The sequence below is a fragment of the Streptomyces sp. NPDC015130 genome (assembly GCF_043080005.1).
Taxonomy (GTDB): Bacteria; Actinomycetota; Actinomycetes; order Streptomycetales; family Streptomycetaceae; genus Streptomyces.
The window spans coordinates 2055-26002 of record NZ_JBIBVC010000015.1 but is presented as its reverse complement, the minus strand read 5'-3'; the positions used below and the strand labels follow the sequence as shown (position 1 = coordinate 26002).

Sequence of the window (23948 nt, the reverse complement as noted above, 5' to 3'; positions counted from 1 at the left end):
CCCGGGTGGAGCAGGGCGCAGCGCGCGAGCGGGCGACGGACAGGCCGTGCCCGCCCTGCGGCGACGCCGCACGCGTACCGGAACAGGCCCGCGGCGAGCACACCCACGGCGAGCACACCCACGGCGACCCGGCGGCACCGCGCCGCGAGACCGCCCCCGGCCCGGCCGCCGGGCGCGCCCCCGCCCCGCGTGTCGTCCAGCGGCACTCCGTCCGCGACCAGATCCTCGAAGCCCTCCGCACCGCCCTCGTCGGCGGCGAGCTCGTCCCCGGCGAGGTGTACTCCGGCCCCGCCCTCGCCGAGCGCTTCGGCGTCTCCGCCACCCCCGTCCGCGAGGCCATGCAGCGCCTCGCCGTCGAGGGGGCCGTCGAGGTCGTCCCGAACCGCGGCTTCCGCGTCACCGAGCGCACCCCGCGCGAGCTCGCCGAGCTCGCCGAGGTCCGCGCGCTCATCGAGGTCCCCGTCATGCTGCGGCTCGCCCGCACGGTCCCCGCCGCCCGCTGGGTCGAGCTCCGCCCCCTCGCCGAGGCCACCGCGACGGCCGCCGCCCGGGGCAACCGCGCCCACTACGCCGAGACGGACCGCGCCTTCCACCGCGCCGTCCTCTCCCTCGCCGGGAACGCCTCGCTGCTCGCCGTCGCCGACGACCTCCACCGCCGCTCCCAGTGGCCGCTGATCAGCGCGCCCGCCCTCCGCCACGGCGAGCTCGTCGCCGACGCCGCCGAGCACACGGCCCTGCTCGACGCCCTGATCGCCGAGGACCTCCCGGTCGTCGAGGCCCTCGTCCGCGAGCACTTCGCCGGATCGAACGCCTGAGCCACTCCCCGCTAGAGTTGACGATCATGTCAACCGGTCGAGTCACACGGGGAGTCGGGATGAGGACGGGCGTACGGGGGATCGCGGTCGCGGCGGTGCTGGTGACCGCACTCGCGGGATGCGGCGGCGGAACCGACCCGGTGGGGAACGACGCGATCTCGGGCATCTCGGAGGGCGAGCAGAAGGTGCCGCCGGTCTCGCTGGACGAGGCCGGGATGATCAACGCCCTGCCGCACTCCTCCGACTTGACCAGCGGCACGTTCGGCGCCGGTGATCCGGATCTGGTGCAGGGGACGGAGGCCTCCGAGCTCTGCATCGACAGGCTGGAGGTGGAATGCCCCGGCGGGAAGATCGTCAGCATGAAGGACCTGGCCCTGGTCAGCTCCAGCTCGGACAAGGGGGTCACCTTCATGCTCGTCTCGTTCGGCACGGAGGAGGAAGCCGCCGCCGTACTGAAGACGCTGGAGAAGAGCAAGAAGGAGTTCGACGGCCCGTCAGGCCGCTACACGCCGGTGAAGGTCGAGAGCGGCGGGGCCGACGAGTCCTTCGCCATCGAGAGGAACGACTTCGTCGGCGTCTACATGCGCATCGGCACCGTGCTCTCCTATGTGATCACCAACGACTTCGGACGCGAGGGCGCGGAGGGCGCCGCCCAGGTCCAGGTCGGCCGGCTCAAGGTCGTCGCGGCGGGCGGCGACCCCGACGCCTGACCGCCCCGGGGAACCTCCCGGAAGCTCCCGGAAGGCCGTCCCCGCGACGGGGCGGTCACCGGGGGCCCCGCCCACTAAAGTCAGGGGCGACAGCCGCCCGTACCGCGTCGCCCGTGAGGTGTCCCATGCCGTCCGCGAGCCCACCCCCGGCATGGGAGGGGCGCCGAGCCGTCACCGGTACGGAAGCCGAGGCCGCGGCCCTCCTCGGCTGGCTCACCGACCCCGAGGCGCCCCGGCTCTGCCTCGTCACCGGCGCCCCCGGCAGCGGCAAGACGGCGCTCCTCGACTGGCTCGCCGGCCAGGGCCCGCGCGCCGGCGGCCGGCGCCGCACGCCCCGGGTGCTCGTCCCGCTCGCCGGCCAGAGCGCCCTCGGCGCGACCTGGACGATCGCCGACCTCCTCGGCGTGGTCGCGAGGTCCCCCGACGAACTGGTCCACGCCCTCGCCACCAGCGAGGCACGGCCCTCGGGCCGGGCCGTCCTCCTCCTCACGGACCTCCACGCCGCCGCCGAGCCCGCCGCCCTCACGTCGCTCGTCGGCGAACTCGCCGGAACGGGCCGTGTCCGGCTCGTCGTCGAGGCCCGGACCGACAGCCCGGCTCCCGAGACGCTGCGCGCCGAGCGCCGCGCGGCCGTCGTCGACCTGGACGGCGAGCCCGCCCCCGCCGACGGAGCCCCCGCGAAGCCCCCGCGCCCGCTGCCGGACCTCTCCGACCCGCTCGCCGTGTGCGCCGCCGACCCGCTGCTCGTCACCACGGCGTACGTCACCGGAACCGGTGAAGGCACCGGCGAGGCCGGAGTCGACGACCACGGCGGGCTCAGGACCGCCTGGCTGCGGGCCGGACAGTCCCTCTGCCGCGCACAGGCCCCGGCGCAGCGCGCGCTGGTGCTCCTCGCCGCGCTAGGCGACGGCGCCGACCCCCGGCTGCGGCCCGCCCTGGCCGAGCTCGCCGAGGACACCGCCTGGCGGCTCCGCTGGGCCCGCAACCGCGGCGACCTCGCACCGGCCTGGCCGGGACCCGTCGCCGTACTCGGCGCCGCGGGCGGCCCGTTGGAGGGCACCCTGCTCGTCGGCGACCGCACCGGCACCGTCCGACTGCTCCACGAGGCCGACGCGAGCTCCGCCGGGCGCCTCCCGCACACCGTCCCCGGCCGGGTCACGGCGCTCGCGCCCGCCCCCGACGGCACGGTGCTGCTCCTGGACGACCGGGGCAGGCTGCACTCCGTCCGCGGGACGGTGCCCAGGGCCCCGTACCTGGAGAGGCTCACCGAGGCCGTCTCGAAGACCCTGGCCCGCCACCCCGGCACGGCCCTCGCGGCGATCGCGGGCTCCGTCGTGGTGGGGGACCGGCTCGGCTCCGTGCACGCCTTCGGCCTCACGGGCCTGCACCAGGCGGCCTCGCACAGCGGCCGCGTCACGGCGGTCGCCGCCGTCGACTCCGAGACCCCGTTCGTGTGCTCCGGCGGCGCCGACGGGACCGTACGGCTCTGGACGCCGGGCCGTGACCCGCGCCCCGAACCACTGGCGGAGCGCCGCTCCCCGGTGGTCTCGCTGCACGCGACCGAGACCCCGCACGGTCCCCTGGTCGCCGCGGCCTGGGCCGACGGCCTCGTCGAACTCCACCGCCCGGAGGGCGGCGCGACGCTCTCCTTCCGCCCGGGCCCGCCGATCCGCGCCGTCGCGGTCACCGGCGCGGGCGCGCTGCTCGTCGGCACGGACGAGAGCCTGGTGTGCCTCGCACCGCGCTCCCGGACCACGCCCCCGCGCCCCGAGGGGCAAAGTCGCTAGGGCGTGTTGCGAAAGTCCCGCCTGCCCGACGGCGCCTGGCACGCACGCTCGCCGCGTTGTCGGGATCACCCCGATACGTCCAGTATCGGGGCGACCCTCCGCCTTGCGATCGCACGCACCAGACGCCGTCGGGCCCGCCCTTCGGGCGGCCGGCGCTACTTTCGCAACACGCCCTAGCCATCTGTCCGCTCCCCGGGTGATCCTGCCGCACAGGCCCGTGCCGAGGCGGGCCCCGAACCCGGGGAGCGAACCCGTGAAGCGACGACTCCGTCTCGTCCCTGCCGCAGCCCTGTCGGCCGCGGCCGCCGTCGGGGCAGGAACCCAACCAGCCCTTCCCGGAGGGGAGTTCGCGGCCGAGCGGCAGGTTCGGGCGGTGCCGGCGACGCTGGAGTGGCCCGACTTCCTCCAGGCCTCGCCCGACGCCCCGCTCGACCGGAACCAGGAGCCGTCGCGGTGAACACGTCGACATCGCCGTCCGGTTCGGCGAACGCGCCGGACGCGCCCGTCCGCCTCGGGGCCCTGGTCCCGCTGACCCGGCCCGGCTGGGTCGGGGCGGGCCGGCATCTGCTCGCCGGTCTCGAACTGGCCGTCCGCGAGGTCAACGACACCGGCGGGATCGGCGGCAGGCCGCTGGAGCTGGTGGTCCGCGACACCGCGGCCGATCCGGAGCGCGCCGCCGCGGCCGTGGACGAACTCGCCGGCCTCGGCGTGGCCGCCCTGGCGGGCGAGTACCACAGCGTCGTCGCCCGCGCCGCCGCCGCCCGGGCCGACGCGCTCCGCGTGCCCTACCTCTGCTCGTCCGCCGTGCTCGATGCGCTCACGGACGAGCCGACGGAATGGGTCGCGCGCCTCGCCCCGGCCCAGTCCCGCGGCTGGCGCGTCTACGCGGACCTCCTCCTCGGGCTCGGCCACCGGCGGATCGCCGTGGTGACCCAGCCGAGCGTCTACTGGGCGACCGGGACCCGCGTCCTGCGGGACCACGTCACCCCCCGCGGCGGCACCGTCGTCGAACTCGACGCGAACGGGCACACCCCCGAGGCCCTGTGCGAGGCCCTCGTCGGGCACGGCGCGACGGCGCTCCTCCTGCTGGTCGGCCACCCGCAACCCGCGGTGCCGTTCGTGCGGGCCGTCCGGAGCGACCCGCGCCTCGCGGAGCTGCTCGTCGGCGCTCCGGCCGGACAGCCGGAGTTCGCGGAATGGGCCGGGCTGCTCGGCGGGGACGGCGCCGGGATCCCGTTCCTGCGCTACCTGCCCGAACACCTCGGCCCGCTAGGCGAGCGCGTGGGGAAGGAGCTCGCCGAACGGCTGGGCGAGGAGCCCTCGTTCGTCGCCTTCGAGGGCTGGGACACCGTCACCGTCCTCGCCGAGGCGCTCCGCGTCCACGGCACGGACCGGTCGGCCGTCGCCGCCGCGTGGCCGCACGTGACGGTCGAGGGCACCCGGGGACCGATCCGCTTCTCCCGGACGCCCGGCATCGGGGTGTGGCAGTGGACGTGGTCCCCCGTCCAGGTCGCCGACCGGGACCCGGCGGAACCCGGTCGCTTCAGGGTCCTCCGTACCGGCTGAGTACGCACACGGCGGCCGGTGCCCGCCGCGACGGCGATGTGCCCCCCGGCCCGAGGGCGCGGAGGGCACATCTCATCAGAGCGCGCGGAACGTCACCTTGGCGTTCTCGTCGACGATTTCAGGTCACCGTACGCGGGGTCAGTTGAGCCGACAGCCAGGTCGGCACGCCGCCGAGGAGCCGGAAGAGCCGCCTCGCCTCCGCCCGCAGCCGGCCCGCCTCCGGCTCCGTCTCCGTGTCCGCGAGGGCGGTCAGGGCCGGGGCCGTGCCCACCAGGTAGCCCAACTCCTCGCGGATCCGGAGCGATTCGGCGAAGCCGTGCCGGGCCTCCGCCAACTCGCCTTCCCGCAGGGCGAGTCCGGCGAGATGACGCCAGGTGGAGGAGAGCAGCAGCGAGTCCCCCTGGTCCGCCGCCCCCGCGTGCGCCCTGCGGTACGCGGCGCGGGCCGCCTGCGGGGAGTCGCCCAGGTTCTGGGCCATGAGGCCGCGCCGGAAGTCCAGCAGCGGCCGCCCGCCGGCCGAGGGGCCGATGAGGGCCGCCGCCCTGCCCAGCGCCATCCGGGCCTCGTCGGCCCGGTCGCGTACCCCGAGAAGCGTGGACGCGTAGGCGAGATAGCCGCGTTCGCAGGCCGCGGCCCCGCGCTCCTCGTCGGTACGGGCGACCGCCTCGGCGGCCCGCAGGGCCTCCTCGGCTTCCGCCCAGCCCTGTTCGGTGTAGAGGCAGCGCTCGATCAGCAGGGCCGCCCGTTCGAGCGCGGCGGCCGGTTCGGTCGCGTACGGAGCGAGCAGCGCTGCCGCGTCCGTCCAGCAACCTCGGGAGCGGAGACGCCATATGGCGGTCTCCACGGGAGTCTCCTTGCCGTAGGCGAGGGACGGATCTTCGCCACCCCTTGATTCGGAACCAGACATGGCGGTATCCGCCACATTGCCCTCCCCGAGCGCGCCATTGAGCTGTTGAGTAGACCCGCATCTCAGCACGAAGGGCAGCACCTGGCCAAGGGGTCAGGTGAAAGAATTCACAAGAGTCCGAGGCGTGCGGGCGGAGCCGTCGGGGCGGCGGCCGACACCCCGTCAGATCGCTGTCGGGCCCGGGATCAGGGCCCCGTACGGCCCCTCGGCCGCTCCGGCCGACGGGCCGCCACCAGCCCGGATGTCACTCGCTCGGACTCCTCCGAAAGAGTGAACTAGGGGGGCGCCCCGAGCTTCCGGGCGCCCCCCTGACGCGCCCCTGGCGCGGTCCTCGATCCCCCTCGGGACGGTCCCCCGGTCAGCTCATCCGGAGCGCGAGGAAGAAGTCGAGCTTGTCCTCCAGACGGGAGAGGTCGCGGCCCGTGAGCTGCTCGATCCGGCCCACCCGGTAGCGCAGCGTGTTCACGTGCAGGTGCAGCCGGGTGGCGCAGCGCGTCCAGGAGCCGTCGCAGTCGAGGAAGGCCTCCAGGGTCGGGATGAGCTCCGCGCGGTGGCGGCGGTCGTAGTCGCGCAGCGGGTCGAGCAGGCGGGCCGTGAAGGCCCGGCGGACGTCGTCCGGCACGAACGGCAGCAGCAGGACGTGCGAGGCCAGCTCGTGGTGGCCCGCGGCGCAGACCCGGCCCGGACGGGCCGCGGCGACCCGGCGGGCGTGCCTGGCCTCCTCCAGGGCCCCGCGCAGGCCCTCCGCCGAGTGCACGGCCGCGCTGACGCCGAGCGTGAGCCGCCCGTCGTCGGCGAGGCCGGAGGAGAGCGGGGCGCGTACGGCGGCGAGCAGCGCGTCCGCGTGGAGCCCGAGCGCCGGCGCCGGGCCCTCGTCCTCGCTGTCCGGCAGCGGCGCGGCGGCCAGCGGGACCAGCGCGATCGCCTCGTCGCCGCTGTGCGCGACGGCGATCCGGTCCGCGGACTCGGCCCCGACGGTCGCCGGGTCGACCAGGATCTCCTCCAGGAGCGCCTGGGCGACCGGGCCGGCGTCCACGGCGGTGCCCTGGCCGGCCTCCTGCTCCCAGTCGACGCGGGCCACGACGACCTGCCAGTGCGGGGCCGTGCCGAGCCCGGGCAGCAGCACCGGGGCCGCGACCCGCAGGCGGGCCGCGATCTCGGCGGGCGCGGCGCCCGTCTGCACCAGCTCCAGGACCTCCTGGGCGAGCCGGCGCCGTACCGTGCGGGCGGCGTCGCGCCGGTCCCGCTCGACGGCGATCAGCTGCGTGACGCCCTGGAGCAGGTCCAGACGGGCGGCGGGCCAGTCCCCGGCGTCCGCCTCGACGGCGAGCAGCCAGTCCGACAGGACCGTCTCGCGCACGTCCCGGGAGGCGGGGGCGGGGCCCCGGCCGGTGTTGCGGATCGGGAACAGCGAGTACGTGGATCCGGCCAGGCTCAGCCGGTGCGGGCCGCGTCGGCCGGTCCGGGTCGCGGCCAGGTGCTCGCCCGCCAGGGTCGCGGCGAGGCCGCTCTCCAGGGGCTCCCCGGCGCCCGCGATCTGGCGGCCGGTGGGGGAGAGGACCCAGGCCCGCAGGTCCAGGTCGGAGCCGAGCAGGTCGAGGACGACCTCGGGGCCGCCGCCCGCCGGACCGGAGGTCATGAGCCGCCGGTGCCGGTCGACGACGGCGGCCAGGTCGCCCGCCCGCTCGCCGGACACCTGTCGAACAACGTGCTCGGTGATCGTCGCGAACGCAACGGACTCGTTCACCGCGAAGAGCGGCAGACGATGGCGTGAACACGCCTGTACGAGATCGTCGGGGATGTCGCCGAGCTCCGCCTCGCCCGCCGCCAGGGCGGCCACCCCGGCCGAGGCCAGGATCCGGACGAAGGGCTCCGCGTCGGACGGGTCCGCCCGCCAGGCGAGGCCGGTGAGCACCAGCTCGCCGCCGGAAAGGTAACGGCTGGGATCCTTGAGGTCCGTCGTCATCACGCCGCGGACCGTGCGGTCCAGCTCGTCCTCGCCGCCGAGCAGGCGCAGCCCCAGCGCGTCGTTCTCCAGCAGTGCGCGCAGCCGCATCGTGTCGCCGCCGTTCCTTCGAGTGGGTGATCGTGGGTGTCGCGTTGTCGACGGTGGCGTGGTGCCACCGTTTCCAGGGGAAAACGGAGAGGTTTCTGTTTCCCGCCTTTCGTTCGAATCTACAAGACGACAACGGGACCCAGCCAACTCCTTCATGTTTTCGGTGACTGCACCCGGGCGAAGGTGGGCTTGTGTACTAGGCCACACACCGCGTTAACAGCACATGAACATGACGTCGAGGGCCGGCCGTCCCCCCGGGCCCATCTGTTCGACCCCCGATCATCACTAGAAGAGAGCCACCATGGACTTCCTTCGCCCCGCCAGCTGGGAGGAGGCGCTCGCCGCCAAGGCCGAGCACCCCACGGCCGTGCCCATTGCGGGTGGCACCGACATCATGGTCGAGATCAACTTCGACCACCGGCGCCCCGAGTACCTCCTGGATCTGAACCGTATCGAGCTGCTGCGTGAGTGGGAGGTCGGGGAGGAGAACGTCCGCCTCGGCGCGTCCGTCCCGTACACCCAGATCATGGAGAACCTGCGGACCGAGCTTCCGGGTCTGGCGCTCGCCTCCCACACGGTCGCCTCCCCGCAGATCCGCAACCGCGGCGGCGTCGGGGGCAACCTCGGCACCGCCTCGCCCGCCGGTGACGCCCACCCGGCCCTGCTCGCCGCGGGTGCCGAGGTCGAGGTCGAGTCGGTCCGCGGCAGCCGGTTCATCCCGATCGACGAGTTCTACACGGGCGTGAAGCGCAACGCGCTGCAGCCCGACGAGCTCATCAAGACCGTCCACGTCAAGAAGGCGGACGGCCCCCAGCAGTACTCCAAGGTCGGCACCCGCAACGCGATGGTCATCGCCGTCTGCGCCTTCGGCCTGGCCCTGCACCCGGAGACCCGGACCGTGCGCACCGGCATCGGCTCGGCCGCGCCGACCCCCATCCGCGCCAAGGAGGCCGAGGCCTTCCTGAACGCGGCTCTGGAGGAGGGCGGCTTCTGGGACAACGGCAAGATCATCACCCCGTCGGTCGCCAAGCAGTTCGCCGATCTCTGCTCGGCCGCCGCCAACCCGATCGACGACGTCCGAGGCACCGCCAAGTACCGGCGCCACGCCGTCGGCATCATGGCCCGCCGCCAGCTCGGCTGGACCTGGGAGCAGTACCGCGGAAGCGGCCGCACGCTTGAGGGAGCTGCATAACCATGCGCGTCAATTTCACGGTCAACGGCCGTCCCCAGGAAGCCGACGACGTCTGGGAGGGCGAGTCCCTCCTCTACGTCCTGCGTGAGCGGCTGGGCCTCCCCGGCTCCAAGAACGCCTGTGAGCAGGGCGAGTGCGGTTCCTGCACGGTCCGCCTCGACGGCGTGCCCGTCTGTTCCTGCCTCGTCGCCGCCGGCCAGGCCGAGGGCCGCGAGGTCGTCACGGTCGAGGGCCTCGCCGACTTCGCCAAGGAGCGTGCGGAGCACGCCGGTTGCGCCACCGGCGCCTGCGGCACCTCGCTCGACGCCGCCAAGAAGTGGGAGGCGAAGCCCGGTCAGGACTCGCAGACCGGCGAGGGCGTCGAACTCTCCCCGATCCAGCAGGCGTTCATTGACGCCGGCGCCGTCCAGTGCGGCTTCTGCACCCCCGGTCTGCTGGTCGCCGCCGACGAGATGCTGGAGCGCAACCCGTCCCCGTCGGACGCGGACATCCGTGAGGCGCTCTCCGGCAACCTCTGCCGTTGCACCGGTTACGAGAAGATCCTCGACGCGGTCCGCCTCGCGGCCGCCCGTCAGGGAGAGGCGGTCTGATCATGGCTGGCACCACCACGGGCATCCCCCGCGACGTCACCCAGAACCACGTCAAGGGCGGCATCGGCGAGTCCACGCTCCGCCCAGACGGCACCCTCAAGGTCACCGGCGAGTTCGCCTACTCCTCGGACATGTGGCACGAGGACATGCTGTGGGGGCAGATCCTCCGCTCCACCGTCGCGCACGCCGAGATCGTGTCCATCGACACCTCCGAGGCCCTCGCGATGGACGGCGTCTACGCCGTCCTGACCCACGAGGACCTGCCGGCCGCGAAGAACTACGGCATGGAGTTCCAGGACACCCCGGTCCTCGCCTACGGCAAGGTCCGCCACCACGGTGAGCCGGTCGCCCTCGTGGCCGCCGACCACCCGGAGACGGCCCGCCGCGCCGCCGCCAAGATCCAGATCGAGTACCGGGAGCTCCCGGTCATCACGGACGAGGCCTCGGCCCTCGCCCCGGACGCGATCCTGGTCCACGAGAACCGCGACGACCACCACTCCGGTCACGTCCCGCACCCGAACATCGTGCACCGCCAGCCGATCATCCGCGGCAACGCGGCCGAGGCCGCCAAGCGCGCCGACGTGATCGTCAAGGGCGAGTACACCTTCGGCATGCAGGACCAGGCCTTCCTCGGCCCCGAGTCCGGCCTCGCCGTACCGGCCGAGGACGGCGGCGTCGACCTCTACGTCGCCACCCAGTGGCTGCACTCGGACCTCAAGCAGATCGCGCCCTGCCTCGGCCTGCCCGAGGAGAAGGTCCGCATGACCATGGCGGGCGTCGGCGGCGCCTTCGGCGGTCGCGAGGACATCTCCATGCAGATCCTCGCCTCCATCCTCGCGCTGCGCACCGGCAAGCCGGTCAAGATGGTCTACAACCGGTACGAGTCCTTCTTCGGGCACGTCCACCGTCACCCGGCGAAGCTCTACTACGAGCACGGCGCCACCAAGGACGGCAAGCTCACGCACATGAAGTGCAAGATCGTGCTCGACGGCGGCGCCTACGCGTCGTCCACGGCATCGGTCGTCGGCAACGCCTCCTCCCTCTCGGTCGGCCCGTACGTCATCGAGGACGTCGAGATCGAGGCGATCGGCCTCTACACCAACAACCCGCCCTGCGGCGCCATGCGCGGCTTCGGCGCGGTCCAGGCCTGCTTCGCCTACGAGGCCCAGATGGACAAGCTCGCGGCCAAGCTGGGCATGGACCCGGTGGAGCTGCGCCAGCTCAACGCCATGGAGCAGGGCACGATCATGCCGACCGGCCAGGTCGTGGACTCGCCGGCCCCGGTCGCCGAGCTGCTCCGCATCGTCAAGTCCCGCCCGCTGCCGCCGGAGCGCCAGTGGGAGACCGCCGGCGAGGGCGCGGACGTCCGCGCGCTGCCGGGCGGCCTGTCCAACACCTCGCACGGCGAGGGCGTCGTACGGGGCGTCGGCTACGCGGTCGGCATCAAGAACGTCGGCTTCTCCGAGGGCTTCGACGACTACTCGACCGCCAAGATCCGCCTGGAGGTCATCAACGGCGAGCCCGTCGCGCTGGTCCACACCGCCATGGCGGAGGTCGGCCAGGGCGGCGTCACGATCCACGCGCAGATCGCCCGTACCGAGCTCGGCGTCCAGCAGGTCACGATCCACCCCGCCGACACCCAGGTGGGCTCGGCCGGTTCGACCTCCGCGGGCCGCCAGACGTACATGACCGGCGGCGCCATCAAGAACTCCTGCGCGATCGTCCGCGAGAAGGTCCTGGAGATCGGCCGGCGCAAGTTCGGCTCGTACCACCCGGCCTGGGCCAACGCCGAACTCCTCCTGGAGGGCGGCAAGGTCGTGACCGACGGCGGCGAGGCCCTCGCGACCATCGCCGACGTCCTCGAGGACCAGGCCGTGGAGGTGGAGGAGGAGTGGAGGCACCGTCCCACCCAGGCCTTCGACCTCGTCACCGGCCAGGGCGACGGACACGTCCAGTACGCCTTCGCCGCGCACCGCGCGGTGGTGGAGGTCGACACCGAGCTCGGCCTGGTCAAGGTCATCGAACTGGCCTGCGCCCAGGACGTCGGCAAGGCGCTCAACCCGCTCTCCGTGATCGGCCAGATCCAGGGTGGCACCACCCAGGGCCTGGGCGTCGCGGTGATGGAGGAGATCATCGTCGACCCGAAGACCGCGAAGGTCAGGAACCCCTCCTTCACGGACTACCTGATCCCGACCATCCTCGACACGCCGACCATCCCGGTCGACTACCTCGAGCTGGCCGACCCCAACGCGCCGTACGGCGTCCGGGGCATCGGCGAGGCCCCGACCCTGTCGTCCACCCCGGCCGTCCTCGCGGCGATCCGGGCGGCGACGGGCCTGGAGCTCAACAAGACGCCGGTCCGCCCCGAGGCGCTCACCGGCACCCTCTAGGACTCTCCGGGCGGTGCGTGCCTCCCAGGAACGTCACACTTCCACCGCCCGCACCGCCCGGAGTAACCCCTCAGCAACACCAGCACCACCCGCAGTACCGGCACCACCCCGCAGTACCCCAGCAGTCCCCCGTAGTACCCAGCAAGACCGTTTCACTCCGTTCGCCTCGGGCCGTCCCCCGGGTCGTGCAGCCCACGCAGCATCCCAAATCCCGCAGCTTCACCAGATCAGAATCCCTTCGAAGTCTGATGCGGGTGCCCCTTTGAACCTTGGGAGTAGGCCCCATGACCCAGTCGTCTGTGGAGCCCAAGACCGCATCGGAGGACGCGGGCTCCGGCTCCAACGTCCCCGCCGGCCGTTCTTGGCTCGACCGGTACTTTCACATCTCGGAGAGAGGATCCACCGTCGCGACGGAGATCCGCGGCGGCGTCACCACCTTCATGGCGATGGCGTACATTCTCCTGCTCAACCCGATCCTCCTCGGAGGCCCGGACGTCGAGAAGAACGTCCTCGGCTCCTCCGCCGTCATCACGGCGACCGCCCTCGCGGCGGCGGTGACCACCCTGCTGATGGGCTTCATCGGCAAGGTCCCGCTCGTCCTGGCGGCCGGCCTCAGTGTCTCCGGTGTGCTCGCCACCCAGGTCGTGCCCCAGATGACCTGGCCGCAGGCCATGGCCATGTGCGTCGTCTACGGTCTGGTGATCTGCCTCCTGGTGGTCACCGGTCTCCGCGAGATGATCATGAATGCGATCCCCCTCGCGCTCAAGCACGGCATCACCATCGGCATCGGCCTCTTCATCGCGCTGATCGGCTTCAACAAGGCCGGCTTCGTCGGCGCCGGCCCGCAGTTCGGCCCGCCCATCACCATGGGTTCCGGCGGTGAACTCGTCGGCTGGCCCGTACTGATCTTCGCCGTCACCCTCCTCGCGATCTTCGCCCTCCAGGCCCGCAAGATCCCGGGCGCGATCCTCATCGGCATCGTCGCCGGCACGGTCATCTCGCTGATCGTCAACGCGGTCGCCGACATCCCGGCCAAGGGCCCGGGCGCCTGGGCCAACGGCTCGCCGGAGCTCAAGGGCAGCGCGGTCTCGGCCCCCGACTTCTCGCTCTTCGGCGACGTCGACTTCGGCGGCTGGGGCGACGTCGGCTACATCACGGTCGGCGTGATCGTCTTCACCCTGGTCCTCGCCGGCTTCTTCGACGCCATGGCCACCATCATCGGCGTCGGCACCGAGGCCAACCTGGCCGACGACAAGGGCCGCATGCCGGGCCTGTCCAAGGCGCTGTTCATCGACGGCGCGGGCGGCGCGATCGGCGGCGTCTCCGGCGCCTCCGGCCAGACCGTGTTCGTGGAGTCCGCCACCGGCGTCGGCGAGGGAGCCCGTACCGGCTTCTCCTCCGTCATCACCGGCCTGTTCTTCGCGGCCTGCCTCTTCTTCACGCCGCTCACGCAGATCGTGCCCCGCGAGGTCGGCTCCGCCGCCCTGGTCGTCATCGGCGCGATGATGATGATGAACGCCAAGCACGTGAACTGGGGCGACAGCTCCGTCGCCATCCCGGTCTTCCTGACCGTCGTGCTGATGCCGTTCACCTACAGCATCACTCCGGGTGTCGCCGCCGGCGTCATCGCCTACACCGTCATCAAGGTGGCGCAGGGCAAGGCCCGCGAGGTCGGCGCGTTCATGTGGTGCCTGACCGCGATCTTCATCGTGTTCTTCGCCCTTCACCCGATCGAAGGCTGGCTGGGCGTCAGCTGACGACGTACCGTCGCCCTCCGCACACACCCAAGGAGACCGAAATGCTGGACATCGCCGAAGAGCTGCACCGGTGGGTCGAGCAGGGACGCACGTTCGCCGTCGCCACCGTGGTGGCCGTCGGCGGCAGCGCACCCCGGCAGCCCGGAGCCGCCCTCGCCGTCGACAGCGACGGCACGGCGATCGGCTCGGTCTCCGGAGGGTGTGTGGAGGGCGCGGTCTACGAGCTCTGCCAGCAGGCCCTCGAAGACGGCAGGACCGTCGTCGAGCGCTTCGGCTACAGCGACGAGGACGCCTTCGCGGTCGGCCTGACCTGCGGCGGCATCATCGACATCCTCGTCACCCCGGTCCGCGGCGGGGTCTACCCCGCCGCGCTCGCGGCCGCCTCCGCTGGGGAGGCGGCGGCCGTGGCCCGGATCGTCTCGGGTCCCGACGACCTGATGGGCAAGGCCCTCCTGGTCCGCCCCGACGGCTCGTACGAGGGGAAGCTCGGGGGCCACCCCGAACTGGACCGCACCGCGGCGGGCGAGGCCCGCGCGATGCTCGACGCGGGCCGCACCGGCACCGTGGAGATCGGCGAGGACGGCAGCCGCTGCGGACAGCCGCTGACCCTCCTGGTCGAGTCCTCCGTCCCCGCCCCCCGCATGATCGTCTTCGGTGCCATCGACTTCGCCTCCGCCCTCGTGCGCGTCGGCAAGTTCCTCGGCTACCACGTCACCGTCTGCGACGCGCGGCCCGTCTTCGCGACGCCCGCCCGTTTCCCCGAGGCCGACGAGATCGTCGTCGAGTGGCCCCACCGCTACCTGGAGTCGACGGAGGTCGACGGCCGCACCGTGCTGTGCGTCCTCACCCACGACGCCAAGTTCGACGTGCCGCTCGTCAAGGCCGCCCTGAAGCTTCCCGTCGCCTACATCGGCGCGATGGGCTCCCGGCGCACCCACGAGGACCGCAACAAGCGCCTGCGCGAGGTCGGCGTCACCGAGCTCGAACTCACCAGGCTGCGCTCCCCGATAGGCCTGGACCTCGGCGCCCGTACGCCGGAGGAGACCGCCCTGTCCATCGGCGCGGAGATCGTCGCCAACCGCCGCGGCGGCAGCGGCGCCTCCCTGACCGGCGCCCACACCCCGATCCACCACGACGGCCCGCGCGAGCCGGACGGCCGCATAGGCTCGGTCGCCTGAGCGGCGTCGAGCATCCGGGGCGCCCCGGGGATCCGGGGCGCTTCGAGCGTCTTCCGAGCGCTTTCGGGCGCTCCGGGCGCATTTCCGGGCGGCTCCGGGCTCTTGCGGATTTCCTCGGGTCCTTCTGGTCCTTCGGGTCCTTCGGTCCTTCGGACGCTTCGGGTGCCTTGAGGCGACCCCCGGTCAGCGGGCCTCCCGCCCCCGTACGGTCGGGGCCCAGGCCGGCTCCTCCTCCGTGGGGTCCGGGTCCGCGCGGCGGCCGCCCCGGGCGAAGAAGTCGGCGAGCGGCAGGATCGCGGCACCGACCGTCACCGCGTCGGTGCCGAGCGTCCCCATCGCGATCTCGACCCGCGCCGCCGGGTACGCCAGCGCGTACTCCTTCGCGTGCCCCCTGACCGTCTCCAGGAAGCGGGTCCCGAGCTGGAGGCCCGCCCAGCCGCCGACGAGGATCCGCTCGGGCTGGAAGAGGTTGATCAGGTCGGCGAAGCCGGCGCCCACGTACTCGGCGGTCTCCTCCAGGACGCCCAGCGCCGTCGCGTCCGGCGTCCCGCCCGCGTCGGCGGGGTACGCGGCCGCCAGCATCGCGGTCAGCGCCGTCTCCTCGTCCTCCCCGGCCGGTACGGCCCCGCCCGCCTCGCGCCACCGGTCGAGCAGCGCGCCCGCGCCCGCGTACGCCTCCAGGCAGCCCCGGGCGCCGCAGCGGCAGCGGCGCCCCCGGACCCGTACCGTCAGGTGGCCCCATTCGAGCGCGCGTCCCGGACCCACCGGGTCCGTCACCACACAGGCGCCGACGCCCGAGCCGAAGAGCGCGACGACGGCGCTCCGCGCGCCCCTCCCGGCCCCGAACCACATCTCCGCCTGGCCGAGCGTCTTGGCGCCGTTGTCGATCCGGTACGGGACCGAGGCCGGCAGCTCCACGGCCTCGCGCAGCAGCCGCTCCAGCGGGACGGCGTCCCAGCCGATGGTCTGCCCGTGCACGACGGCACCGCCCTCGGCGGTACGGGCCACGATGCCGGGCACCCCGACCCCGACGCCGAGGAGCCGCTCGGCGGGGACGTCCGCCGCCCGGAGCACCTCCGCGACCGCGTCGCGGACGAGACCGACGACCAGCCCGACCTCGTACCGCTCGTGGGCGGGAGAGCCCTCGACCGCCAACGGGCGCTCCGCGCGGGCCAGTTCGGTGAGCATGAGGTCGAAAAGCTCGACCCTGACCCGGGTTTCGCCGACGTCGACACCGATCATGCAGCCGCTGCCCGGAGTGATCCGCAGGAGGATACGGGGCCGGCCGCCGGCCGAGTCGACGCTGCCGGCCTCCTCCACGAGGCCCTCCGCGAGGAGTTCGGCGACCACGTTGCTGACCGAGCCCGAGCTCAGTCCGGTCGCGGGCCCCAGCGAGAAGCGGCTCATCGGCCCGTCGAAGTACAGACGGTGCAGGACGGCGGTGCGGTTCTCGCGCCGCAGGTCACGCACCGTGCGACCGTTCCGCGTGGTCACTTGGCCCCCTGGTGGACTCGTCCGGCCGGAGCCGAAACATACCGCTCTCGCACGTGGCCTCTTCGCCTCAGGTCCTGCGCAGGCCGCTGAGCAGCAACTCCGCCAGCTGCTCGTACGCCTCCGCGTCGGCCAGACCGGTCGCCGCGGCCACCTGGCGCCGCTGGATGCGGACCATCACCGAGGAGATCACGTCCGCCGCGAAGGTCACGTGCACCTCCCGGAAGACCCCCGCGCGCACGCCCTCCTCGATGAGCTGCTGGACCCGGCCGGCCGCCGCGCGCGTGTTGCGCTCGTACACCTCGGCGGCCGGCTCGAAGGCGGCCACGTCGTCGAAGAACTGCGGCGAGACCGGCGCCAGCTCGGCAGAGACGGCGCGCAGATAGGCCGCCAGCCGTTCGGCGGGGTCCGTCGCGGCGGCGAGGACCGCCTCGACCCGGGCCGTGGCCCGCCGGAAGAAGTGCACGACCGCCGCCCGGACGAGCTGCTCCTTGCTGCCGGCCAGGCCGTACAGCGTGCGCTTCGAGCAGCGCAGCCGGGCGGCCAGGTCGTCGAGCGTCAGGCGGGCGAAGCCCTCGCCGACGAGCAGCGCGACGAGCTCCTCGAAGAGGGCGGAGCGGCGCGCCGCCCCGCGGCCCGTCAGCTTCGGGGCGTCGGCGGAGGTGGTCTCGATCACCCCGCCAGTATTCCAGGCCGCCTCCTGCCGGGGCCTTGAGCCCTGGTGAGGCGGGGCGGTCGAGCTCGGTGCGGGGCTCGACGCGTGGGGCGGTGCGGGTCGGGGGGTGTGGGAGGGCCGGGGCGCCGCGGCGGACACGGCGCGGGGGTTACGTGCGAACCCGTCTGCGCTACGCTGAGCGGTACTGCAGTACCTGCCCCAGTACCACTTTGCGCGCCGCTGGAGTCGCCATGGATGTCGACCGCCTGCTTCCCACCCCCGAAGCGGCGGACCTCATCGCCCTCACCCGGGAGATCGCCGACAAGGAGCTCTCTCCGCGGGTGAACGAGCACGAGGCCGCCGAGACCTATCCCGAAGGTCTCTTCACCACCCTCGGCGAGGCCGGGCTCCTCGGCCTCGCCTACCCGGAGGAGTACGGCGGCGGAGGCCAGCCGTACGAGGTCTACCTCCAGGTCCTGGAGGAGCTCGCCGCCCGCTGGGCGGCCGTCGCCGTCGCCACCAGCGTCCACACGCTGGCCTGCCACCCGCTCCACACCTTCGGCACCGCCGAGCAGAAGGAGCGCTGGCTGCCCGCGATGCTGGAGGGCCGCACCATCGGCGGCTACAGCCTCTCCGAGCCGCAGGCCGGCTCGGACGCGGCCGCCCTCGCCTGCAAGGCCGAGCTCCAGGAGGACGGCAGCGGCTACCGCGTGACCGGCACCAAGGCCTGGATCACCCACGGCGGCAAGGCCGACTTCTACGCCCTCTTCGCCCGCACCGCGCCCGGCAGCCACGGCATCTCGTGCTTCCTCGCGCCCGGCGCCGCCGAAGGACTCAGCTTCGGCCTGCCCGAGCGCAAGATGGGCCTCCAGGCGGTCCCGACCACCTCCGCGTACTGGGACGGCGCCCTCCTGGAGGCCGACCGGCGCATAGGGGCCGAGGGCCAGGGCCTCCAGATCGCCTTCAGCGCCCTCGACAGCGGCCGCCTCGGCATCGCCGCCTGCGCGACGGGCCTGGCCCAGGCCGCCCTGGACGCCGCCGTCGAGTACGCCAACGAGCGCACCACCTTCGGCCGCCGGCTCGTCGACCACCAGGGCCTCGGCTTCCTCCTCGCCGACATGGCCGCGGCGGTCGACGCGGCCCGCGCCACCTACCTGGACGCGGCCCGCCGCCGCGACCTCGGCCGCCCCTTCAGCCGCCAGGCCAGCGCGGCCAAGCTCATCGCCACCGACACGGCCATGAAGGTCACCACGGACGCGGTCCAGGTCCTCGGCGGCTACGGCTACACCCGCGACTTCCCGGTGGAGCGCTTCATGCGCGAGGCGAAGATCATGCAGATCTTCGAGGGCACGAACCAGATCCAGCGGCTGGTCATCAGCCGGGGCCTGGCGCGGCCGACGGCGTAACCCGCCTCTCCTGGGCGGCGCCGTCACCTACTTGCCGAGGGTGGCGACGCCGGCCCGGGCGAACTTCTCGTCCAGGTCGCCGGAGGGGGCGCCGGCGACGCCGATGCCCGCGATGGGGGCGCCCTTGGCGGTGACGGGGGCGCCGCCGCCGAGGAAGAGGGTGCCGGGGATGTCCTTGAGGTTGGGGGCCTGGGCGAGGCGCTTGGCGAGTTCGGAGGTGGGGGCGTTCCAGGAGACGGCGGTGTACGCCTTCCTGATCGCGGACTCGTAGGACTGCGGGCCGGCGCCGTCGCCGCGCAGGGTCACGACGGTGTTGCCGTTGCGGTCCACGACGGCGACGGAGACGCGCTGGTTCTCCTTCTCGGCGGCGTCCAGCGTCGCCTGCGCGGCCTGGGTGGCGGCCTCGATCGTCAGGTGCGTCGACCGGGTGGTGTTCTTGTTCTTGGCGTCCGCCTTGGCGACGGCAGCGGCCGGGGCGGCGGCGTCCTCGTCGGTGGCGTTGGCGGAGTAGGCACCGAAGGCGCCGAGCGCGATGGCCGCGGCGAGTGCGCCGCCCGTCACGGCACGGGTGCGCGTCGAGGCCTTCTTCACGTGCTTCATGGGGGTCCGCTCCAGTGAACTCGGGGAATCGCGCGGGCCGTCGGGGAGACGACGCCCGCTCTCCCTTCCATCCTGGTGTCGTGGCGCACCCCGTCCCGTCGGCGTCCCGGCTGCACCCGGCGGCCTCAACGGCCGACCCCCGGGTCAACCGATCGGATGATCCCGGTCCGGCCCGCCGCCCGGTACGGCCTCCGTGGCGGCCAGTTCGGCGAAGGCCTCGGCGGCCGCGCTCCGGTGGCCGCCGGTCCGGCGCAGGAGGGCGACGCCGCGGGACGGGAGCGCGGGGGAGAGCGGGACGGGCGTCAGGTGCGGGTGGTCGCGCGTGACGGCGTCGGGGAGGACCGTGGCCAGGGCGGTACGCCGGACGATCTCGGTGAGCGCGCTGACCGAGTTGGCCTCCACCACGATCCGGGGCGCCACCCGGTGCTCCGTCACGTACGTGTCGACATGTCGGCGGGTGGCGAAGTCCCCGCTCAGCAAAGCCAGCTGATGATCGGTCAACTCGTCGACCGGCAGCGGCTCGGTGCGGCCGGCGTGCGGATGGGCCGGGCCGACGACGAGGCCGAGGGTCTCCGTGAAGAGCCCCGTCGCCTCGACGCCCGCGAGGTGGACGCCCTCGAAGGCGATGCCGAGGTCCACCCGGTCCGCGAGGAGTTCGGCCTCGATGCGGTCCTGCGTCAGCTCCCGCACCTCCACGGTGATCCCGGGGTGGCGCGTGTGGAACGCGGCGACGAGCGGACCCGTGAGGTACGCGGTGAAGGTGGGGGTGACCGCCAGCCGGAGGTGGCCGCGCGAGAGGTCCCGTACGTCGAGCACCGCCCGCTCGCCCGCCGCCAGGTCCCGGAGCGCGCGCCGGGCGTAGCGCGCGTACGTCTCCCCGGCGTCCGTGAGGCGCACGGTCCGGCCCGTGCGGTCCAGGAGCTGGGCCCCGAGGGCCTTCTCCAGCTGCTTGATCTGCTGGGACAGCGTCGGCTGGGCGATACGGAGCTCCTCCGCCGCGCGCGTGAAGCTGGCCTGCTCGGCGACGGCGAGGAGATAGCGGAGATGGCGGAGTTCCGGCTGCATGGGGCGAGTGTAGACCTCGTATAGATGGCATCTATGGCAGAGATCGATGGTCGGTCTTGGACGCTATAGCCCCTGTTCGTGCAGGGTGAGGACATGCCTCACCTCGCCGAGGGAATCGACCGCTTCCAGCGGGAGGTCTTCCCCGCCAAGGCCGGCCTCTTCGCCCGCCTGGCCACCGTCCACCGTCCCCGAACCCTCTTCATCGGCTGCTCCGACGCCCGTGTCGTCCCCGAGCTGATCACCCAGACCGACCCGGGCGAACTCTTCGTCATCCGCACCGCCGGCAACCTCGTCCCCGCCCACACCCCGGACGCCGACGCGGTCGCCGCCGGCGTCGAGCACGCCGTCGCGGTCCTCGGCGTCCGGGACGTCATCGTCTGCGGGCACTCCGCCTGCGGAGCGATGACCGCGCTCGCCGAGGGGCACGACCTCGGCTCCGCGCCCGCCGTCGCCGCCTGGCTGCGCCACGCGGGCGCCTCCGTGGCCCGCGCCGCCGCGGCCGGACGCCAGGGCGACGTGGCCGCCCTGGTGCGCGAGAACGTCGCCGCCCAGCTGGCCAACCTCGCCACCCACCCGTCCGTCGCCCGCGCCCTGGCCGCGGGAGAGGTACGGCTGCACGGCTGGGTCTTCGACATCGCGGCGGGCTCCGTCGAGGAGCTCGACACCGTCGCCCGCCCGGCCGTCTCCGCCGCCTGACCCGGGTAACCCCTCACTCCACTCCCGTAACCCCCCACTCCCGTAACCCCTGCAGAAGAGAAGGACACTCCTCATGGCGCACGCCCAGTTCGACCCCACCGCCCGCCGCGAGCTCGCGGTCGCCGCCGTCGAGGCCAAGACCGTCAAGGACCTGACCTGGCAGCAGATCGCCGAGGCCGCGGAGCTCTCCGTCGCCTACACCACCGCCGCCGTCCTCGGCCAGCACCCGCTGCCGGAGGCGTCCGCGCGGGCGGTCGCCGAGCTCCTCGGTCTGGACGAGGACGCGGTACGGCTGCTGCGCACGATCCCCACCCGGGGCTCGATCGACGGCGGCATCCCGACCGACCCGACGATCTACCGCTTCTACGAGATGCTCCAGGTCTACGGCACCACCCTGAAGGCCCTGGTCCACGAGCAGCTCGGCGACGGCATCGTCTCCGCGATCAACTTCAGGCTGGACGTGAAGAAGGTCGCCGACCCCGAGGGCGGTGAGCGCGCCGTGATCACGCTGGACGGCAAGTACCTGCCGACCAAGCCCTTCTGACGGATCCCGGCCTCGTCGCCGCGGCCAGGACGCGCTCCCGCGCGTCACTCGTTCGCGCCCTGGCGGAGGTCCTCGACCGGGCGGCCTCCGACAGCGCATGTCCTGGTTCCGCTTCCGGGGGCGCTGCCTGCGGTTCTATGGTGGGCGGCGCAGATCGCGCGGACCGCGCGGTCCACCGCGGGCACGCGCCCGATCCGGCGGCCATCCCGGCGGCAGGGTCCCACCCGCACGATACGAACGAGGAGTTCCATGGACATCGCCGGCTCCGCCGCTCTCGTCACCGGCGCCGCCTCCGGCCTCGGCGCCGCCACGGCCGCCGCGCTCGCCGCCCGTGGCGCCACCGTCTACGGTCTCGACCTGGACAAGGCCGTCGCCGCCGCCGGGCCGCTGCCCGAGGGTGTGCGGCTGCTCGTCGCGGACGTCACCGACGAGGGCCAGGTGCGCGAGGCCCTGGCCGCGATCGACGCCGACGGCGCCGAGCTCCGGCTCGCCGTGAACTGCGCGGGCATCGCCCCCTCCGCCCGCATCCTGGGCCGCAAGGGGCCGCACGACCTCGACCTGTTCCGCACGGTCCTCGACGTGAACCTGCTGGGCACCTTCAACGTGATGCGGCTCGCCGCCGAGGCCATCGCCCGGCACGAGCCCGACGAGCACGGACAGCGCGGCCTCGTCGTGAACACCGCCTCGATCGCCGCCTTCGAGGGCCAGGTCGGCCAGATCGCCTACGCCGCCTCCAAGGCGGGTGTCGCGGGCATGACCGTCACCGCGGCCCGCGACCTCGCCCAGTTCGGCATCCGGGTCGTCACCGTCGCGCCCGGCATCGTCGACACCCCGATGATGGCCGGGTTCGGCGAGGAGGTCAGGGCGGGCCTCGCGGCGAGCGTCACCTTCCCGCAGCGCCTCGCGCGCCCGGAGGAGTACGCCCGGCTGGTCACGATGATCGTCGAGCACGACTACCTCAACGGGGAGACGATCAGGATGGACGGCGCCCTGCGCATGGCTCCCCGCTGACCCTGACCTGACCCTCCGTACCCTCGATGCGGTACTCGGTGCCGGAATCCTCCGACACCAAGTGCCGCATCGAGTCGTTCGGGTGTTAGGTTCGGGCCATGGGAACAGCCTCGACGAACTCTCCGAAGCCCGCGATGCGGGACTCCCTCATCGCCGCGGCCTTCCAGCTCTTCCTGGAGCGCGGCTACGAGCAGACCACCGTCGACGACATCGTCACGCTCGCGGGCGTCGGCCGCCGCTCCTTCTTCCGGTACTTCCCGTCGAAGGAGGACGTGGTCTTCCCCGACCACGAGCAGTGCCTCGCCGACATGACCCGCTTCCTCGCCGCGAGCGCCGACTCCGACGACCCCATCGTCCGCGTCTGCGACGCCGCCCGGCTCGTCATGCGGATGTACGCCGAGAACCCGACCTTCTCTGTGCAGCGCTACCGGCTCACCCGCGAGGTGGCCGGGCTGCGGACGTACGAGCTCTCGGTCGTCTGGCGGTACGAGAAGACCCTCGGCGACTACCTGCGCACCCGCTGGGCCGACCGCCGGGACGGCACCCTGCGCGCCAACGTGGTCGCGGCGGCCGTCGTCGCCGCCCACAACCACGCCCTGCGCCACTGGCTGCGCTCGGGCGGCGAGGGCGACCCGCTGGCGGAGGTGGACCAGGCCCTGGAGTTCGTCCGGGGGACCTGGAGCCCGGCCGCGGTGGCGGACGCGCCGGCCGAGGAGAGCGAGGACGTCGTGGTGGTCATCACCAAGCGGTCCACCCCGATGTGGCGCGTGGTGCGCGAGGTGGAGTCGAGCCTCGGCGAGGGCTGAGGGCTGAGGGCTGAGGGCGGGGCCCCTGTCTCCCATGAGGAGATCCCGCTTCCCTCGTGACAGGATCCCGGGTCCCTCGTGAGGGATTCCGGTATCTCGAATTGAGGGAACTCAGGTCTTTATTTGATGGCACTCAGTGCCATATCTTTGCTCCATGCACGGTCGAGCCGCCGAGTGCAAGGAGAACCCATCGTGTTCCACACCGGACTGAGGAGCGGGACCGCCGTCAAGGCCGCCGAAGAGGCGGGCCCCGACGCCGAGCTCTACTTCCAGCGCTGCCGCTGGTGCCACACCACGACCTTCCAGCGACTGCTCTGCCCGACCTGCGGGTCGACCGAGCTGGCGCCCGAACTCAGCGTGGGCGAGGGTGTGATCTCCGTACGACGCGGGGTCGCGGCGGCCGACGCGGACCTCTGGCCGGTGTACATGACGGAGGGCTTCACGGTCCGCTGCCGCGTCGACGGCCCGCTGCACGCGGTGCGTCCCGGCGTCCGGGTGAAGGTCTCCTCGGGCGTCGGCACGACCGGTCGCCGGCCGGTCGTCCGGCTCTGCGAAGAGGTCCCGCTCGACGGCTGGTACTGACGCGACGCGTACGACGAAGGGGGCGGTGGGGGGGGGGGGGGGGCCGCCGCCCCCCCCCCCCCCCCCCCCGCCCCCCCCCCGCCGCCGCGCCGCCCCCCCCCCCCCCCCGGCCCCCCCCCCCGCCGGCCCCCCCCCCCCCCCCCC

Annotated in this window: 22 protein-coding genes; 16 read left to right on the top strand and 6 right to left on the bottom strand. The window is 73.4% G+C overall.

Annotation, left to right across the window (positions count from 1 at the left end; all coding sequences use genetic code 11):
• Nucleotides 1-5 precede the first annotated feature (5 nt).
• The 5 genes from ACF08F_RS27385 to ACF08F_RS27365 all read left to right on the top strand — a co-directional run bounded on the left by ACF08F_RS27385 (nt 6) and on the right by ACF08F_RS27365 (nt 4878).
• Entirely contained in the window at nt 6-815 is an 810-nt protein-coding gene (locus ACF08F_RS27385; protein WP_392301171.1) for a GntR family transcriptional regulator, read from the top strand.
• 59 nt (nt 816-874) lie between these two features.
• Nucleotides 875-1525 (top strand): hypothetical protein, encoded by a 651-nt coding sequence (locus ACF08F_RS27380; protein WP_392301170.1) that lies wholly within the window; start codon nt 875-877, stop codon nt 1523-1525.
• 125 nt (nt 1526-1650) lie between these two features.
• Nucleotides 1651-3312: a hypothetical protein gene (locus tag ACF08F_RS27375; RefSeq protein WP_392301169.1), complete on the top strand. Its 1662-nt coding sequence runs from the start codon at nt 1651-1653 to the stop codon at nt 3310-3312.
• Between the two features lie 253 nt (nt 3313-3565).
• Entirely contained in the window at nt 3566-3769 is a 204-nt protein-coding gene (locus ACF08F_RS27370; protein WP_392301168.1) for a hypothetical protein, read from the top strand.
• A complete protein-coding gene (locus tag ACF08F_RS27365; RefSeq protein ID WP_392301167.1) occupies nt 3766-4878 on the top strand; it encodes an ABC transporter substrate-binding protein in 1113 nt (370 codons plus the stop codon). Before ACF08F_RS27370 ends, ACF08F_RS27365 begins: the two co-directional genes overlap by 4 nt.
• A gap of 118 nt (nt 4879-4996) precedes the next feature.
• On the opposite strand, the gene ACF08F_RS27360 is transcribed toward ACF08F_RS27365, so the two are convergent.
• Both ACF08F_RS27360 and ACF08F_RS27355 read right to left on the bottom strand, forming a co-directional pair.
• Nucleotides 4997-5785, bottom strand: coding sequence for a hypothetical protein (locus ACF08F_RS27360; RefSeq protein ID WP_189505092.1), 789 nt, complete (start codon nt 5783-5785; stop codon nt 4997-4999).
• Between the two features lie 358 nt (nt 5786-6143).
• The gene (locus ACF08F_RS27355) at nt 6144-7841 is read right to left on the bottom strand and encodes a PucR family transcriptional regulator (protein ID WP_392301166.1); all 1698 of its coding nucleotides are present in this window, start codon (nt 7839-7841) and stop codon (nt 6144-6146) included.
• Between the two features lie 301 nt (nt 7842-8142).
• Between ACF08F_RS27355 and ACF08F_RS27350 the strand changes: the two genes are divergently transcribed.
• The 5 genes from ACF08F_RS27350 (at nt 8143) to ACF08F_RS27330 (ending at nt 14948) form a co-directional block, all read left to right on the top strand.
• Nucleotides 8143-9033: an FAD binding domain-containing protein gene (locus tag ACF08F_RS27350; protein ID WP_392301165.1), complete on the top strand. Its 891-nt coding sequence runs from the start codon at nt 8143-8145 to the stop codon at nt 9031-9033.
• Between the two features lie 2 nt (nt 9034-9035).
• Nucleotides 9036-9623, top strand: coding sequence for a (2Fe-2S)-binding protein (locus tag ACF08F_RS27345; protein ID WP_392301164.1), 588 nt, complete (start codon nt 9036-9038; stop codon nt 9621-9623).
• Between the two features lie 2 nt (nt 9624-9625).
• On the top strand, nt 9626-12013 hold the full coding sequence (gene pucD, locus ACF08F_RS27340; RefSeq protein WP_392301163.1) for a xanthine dehydrogenase subunit D: 2388 nt from the start codon (nt 9626-9628) through the stop codon (nt 12011-12013).
• 284 nt (nt 12014-12297) lie between these two features.
• Nucleotides 12298-13770 (top strand): NCS2 family permease, encoded by a 1473-nt coding sequence (locus ACF08F_RS27335; protein WP_358476854.1) that lies wholly within the window; start codon nt 12298-12300, stop codon nt 13768-13770.
• A gap of 41 nt (nt 13771-13811) precedes the next feature.
• Complete coding sequence (locus ACF08F_RS27330; protein ID WP_392301162.1) at nt 13812-14948, top strand: XdhC family protein; 1137 nt, start codon at nt 13812-13814, stop codon at nt 14946-14948.
• Between the two features lie 183 nt (nt 14949-15131).
• Here the strand turns inward: ACF08F_RS27330 and ACF08F_RS27325 are convergent, their stop codons facing one another.
• Nucleotides 15132-16442, bottom strand: a complete 1311-nt coding sequence (locus ACF08F_RS27325) for an ROK family protein (RefSeq protein WP_392301161.1) — start codon at nt 16440-16442, stop codon at nt 15132-15134.
• Between the two features lie 67 nt (nt 16443-16509).
• Nucleotides 16510-17115 carry a TetR/AcrR family transcriptional regulator gene (locus ACF08F_RS27320; RefSeq protein ID WP_079037360.1) on the bottom strand — a complete coding sequence of 202 codons (606 nt, stop codon included), beginning with the start codon at nt 17113-17115 and terminating at the stop codon, nt 16510-16512.
• Nucleotides 17116-17345: 230 nt separating this feature from the next.
• On the opposite strand from ACF08F_RS27320, the gene ACF08F_RS27315 reads away from it, so the two are divergent.
• Nucleotides 17346-18500, top strand: coding sequence for an acyl-CoA dehydrogenase family protein (locus ACF08F_RS27315; RefSeq protein ID WP_392301160.1), 1155 nt, complete (start codon nt 17346-17348; stop codon nt 18498-18500).
• 27 nt (nt 18501-18527) lie between these two features.
• Here the strand turns inward: ACF08F_RS27315 and ACF08F_RS27310 are convergent, their stop codons facing one another.
• Both ACF08F_RS27310 and cynR read right to left on the bottom strand, forming a co-directional pair.
• Nucleotides 18528-19091 (bottom strand): heme-binding protein, encoded by a 564-nt coding sequence (locus tag ACF08F_RS27310; protein ID WP_392301320.1) that lies wholly within the window; start codon nt 19089-19091, stop codon nt 18528-18530.
• A 153-nt stretch (nt 19092-19244) separates the two neighbouring features.
• Nucleotides 19245-20165 carry a transcriptional regulator CynR gene (gene cynR, locus ACF08F_RS27305; RefSeq protein ID WP_392301159.1) on the bottom strand — a complete coding sequence of 307 codons (921 nt, stop codon included), beginning with the start codon at nt 20163-20165 and terminating at the stop codon, nt 19245-19247.
• A gap of 93 nt (nt 20166-20258) precedes the next feature.
• Between cynR and ACF08F_RS27300 the strand changes: the two genes are divergently transcribed.
• The 5 genes from ACF08F_RS27300 (at nt 20259) to ACF08F_RS27280 (ending at nt 23804) form a co-directional block, all read left to right on the top strand.
• Nucleotides 20259-20861, top strand: coding sequence for a carbonic anhydrase (locus tag ACF08F_RS27300; RefSeq protein ID WP_392301158.1), 603 nt, complete (start codon nt 20259-20261; stop codon nt 20859-20861).
• Between the two features lie 73 nt (nt 20862-20934).
• A complete protein-coding gene (gene cynS, locus ACF08F_RS27295) occupies nt 20935-21405 on the top strand; it encodes a cyanase (protein WP_392301157.1) in 471 nt (156 codons plus the stop codon).
• 249 nt (nt 21406-21654) lie between these two features.
• Nucleotides 21655-22416: an SDR family NAD(P)-dependent oxidoreductase gene (locus tag ACF08F_RS27290; protein WP_392301156.1), complete on the top strand. Its 762-nt coding sequence runs from the start codon at nt 21655-21657 to the stop codon at nt 22414-22416.
• Nucleotides 22417-22514: 98 nt separating this feature from the next.
• On the top strand, nt 22515-23222 hold the full coding sequence (locus tag ACF08F_RS27285) for a TetR/AcrR family transcriptional regulator (RefSeq protein WP_392301155.1): 708 nt from the start codon (nt 22515-22517) through the stop codon (nt 23220-23222).
• Between the two features lie 192 nt (nt 23223-23414).
• The gene (locus ACF08F_RS27280) at nt 23415-23804 is read left to right on the top strand and encodes a zinc ribbon domain-containing protein (RefSeq protein ID WP_392301154.1); all 390 of its coding nucleotides are present in this window, start codon (nt 23415-23417) and stop codon (nt 23802-23804) included.
• Nucleotides 23805-23948 lie beyond the last annotated feature (144 nt).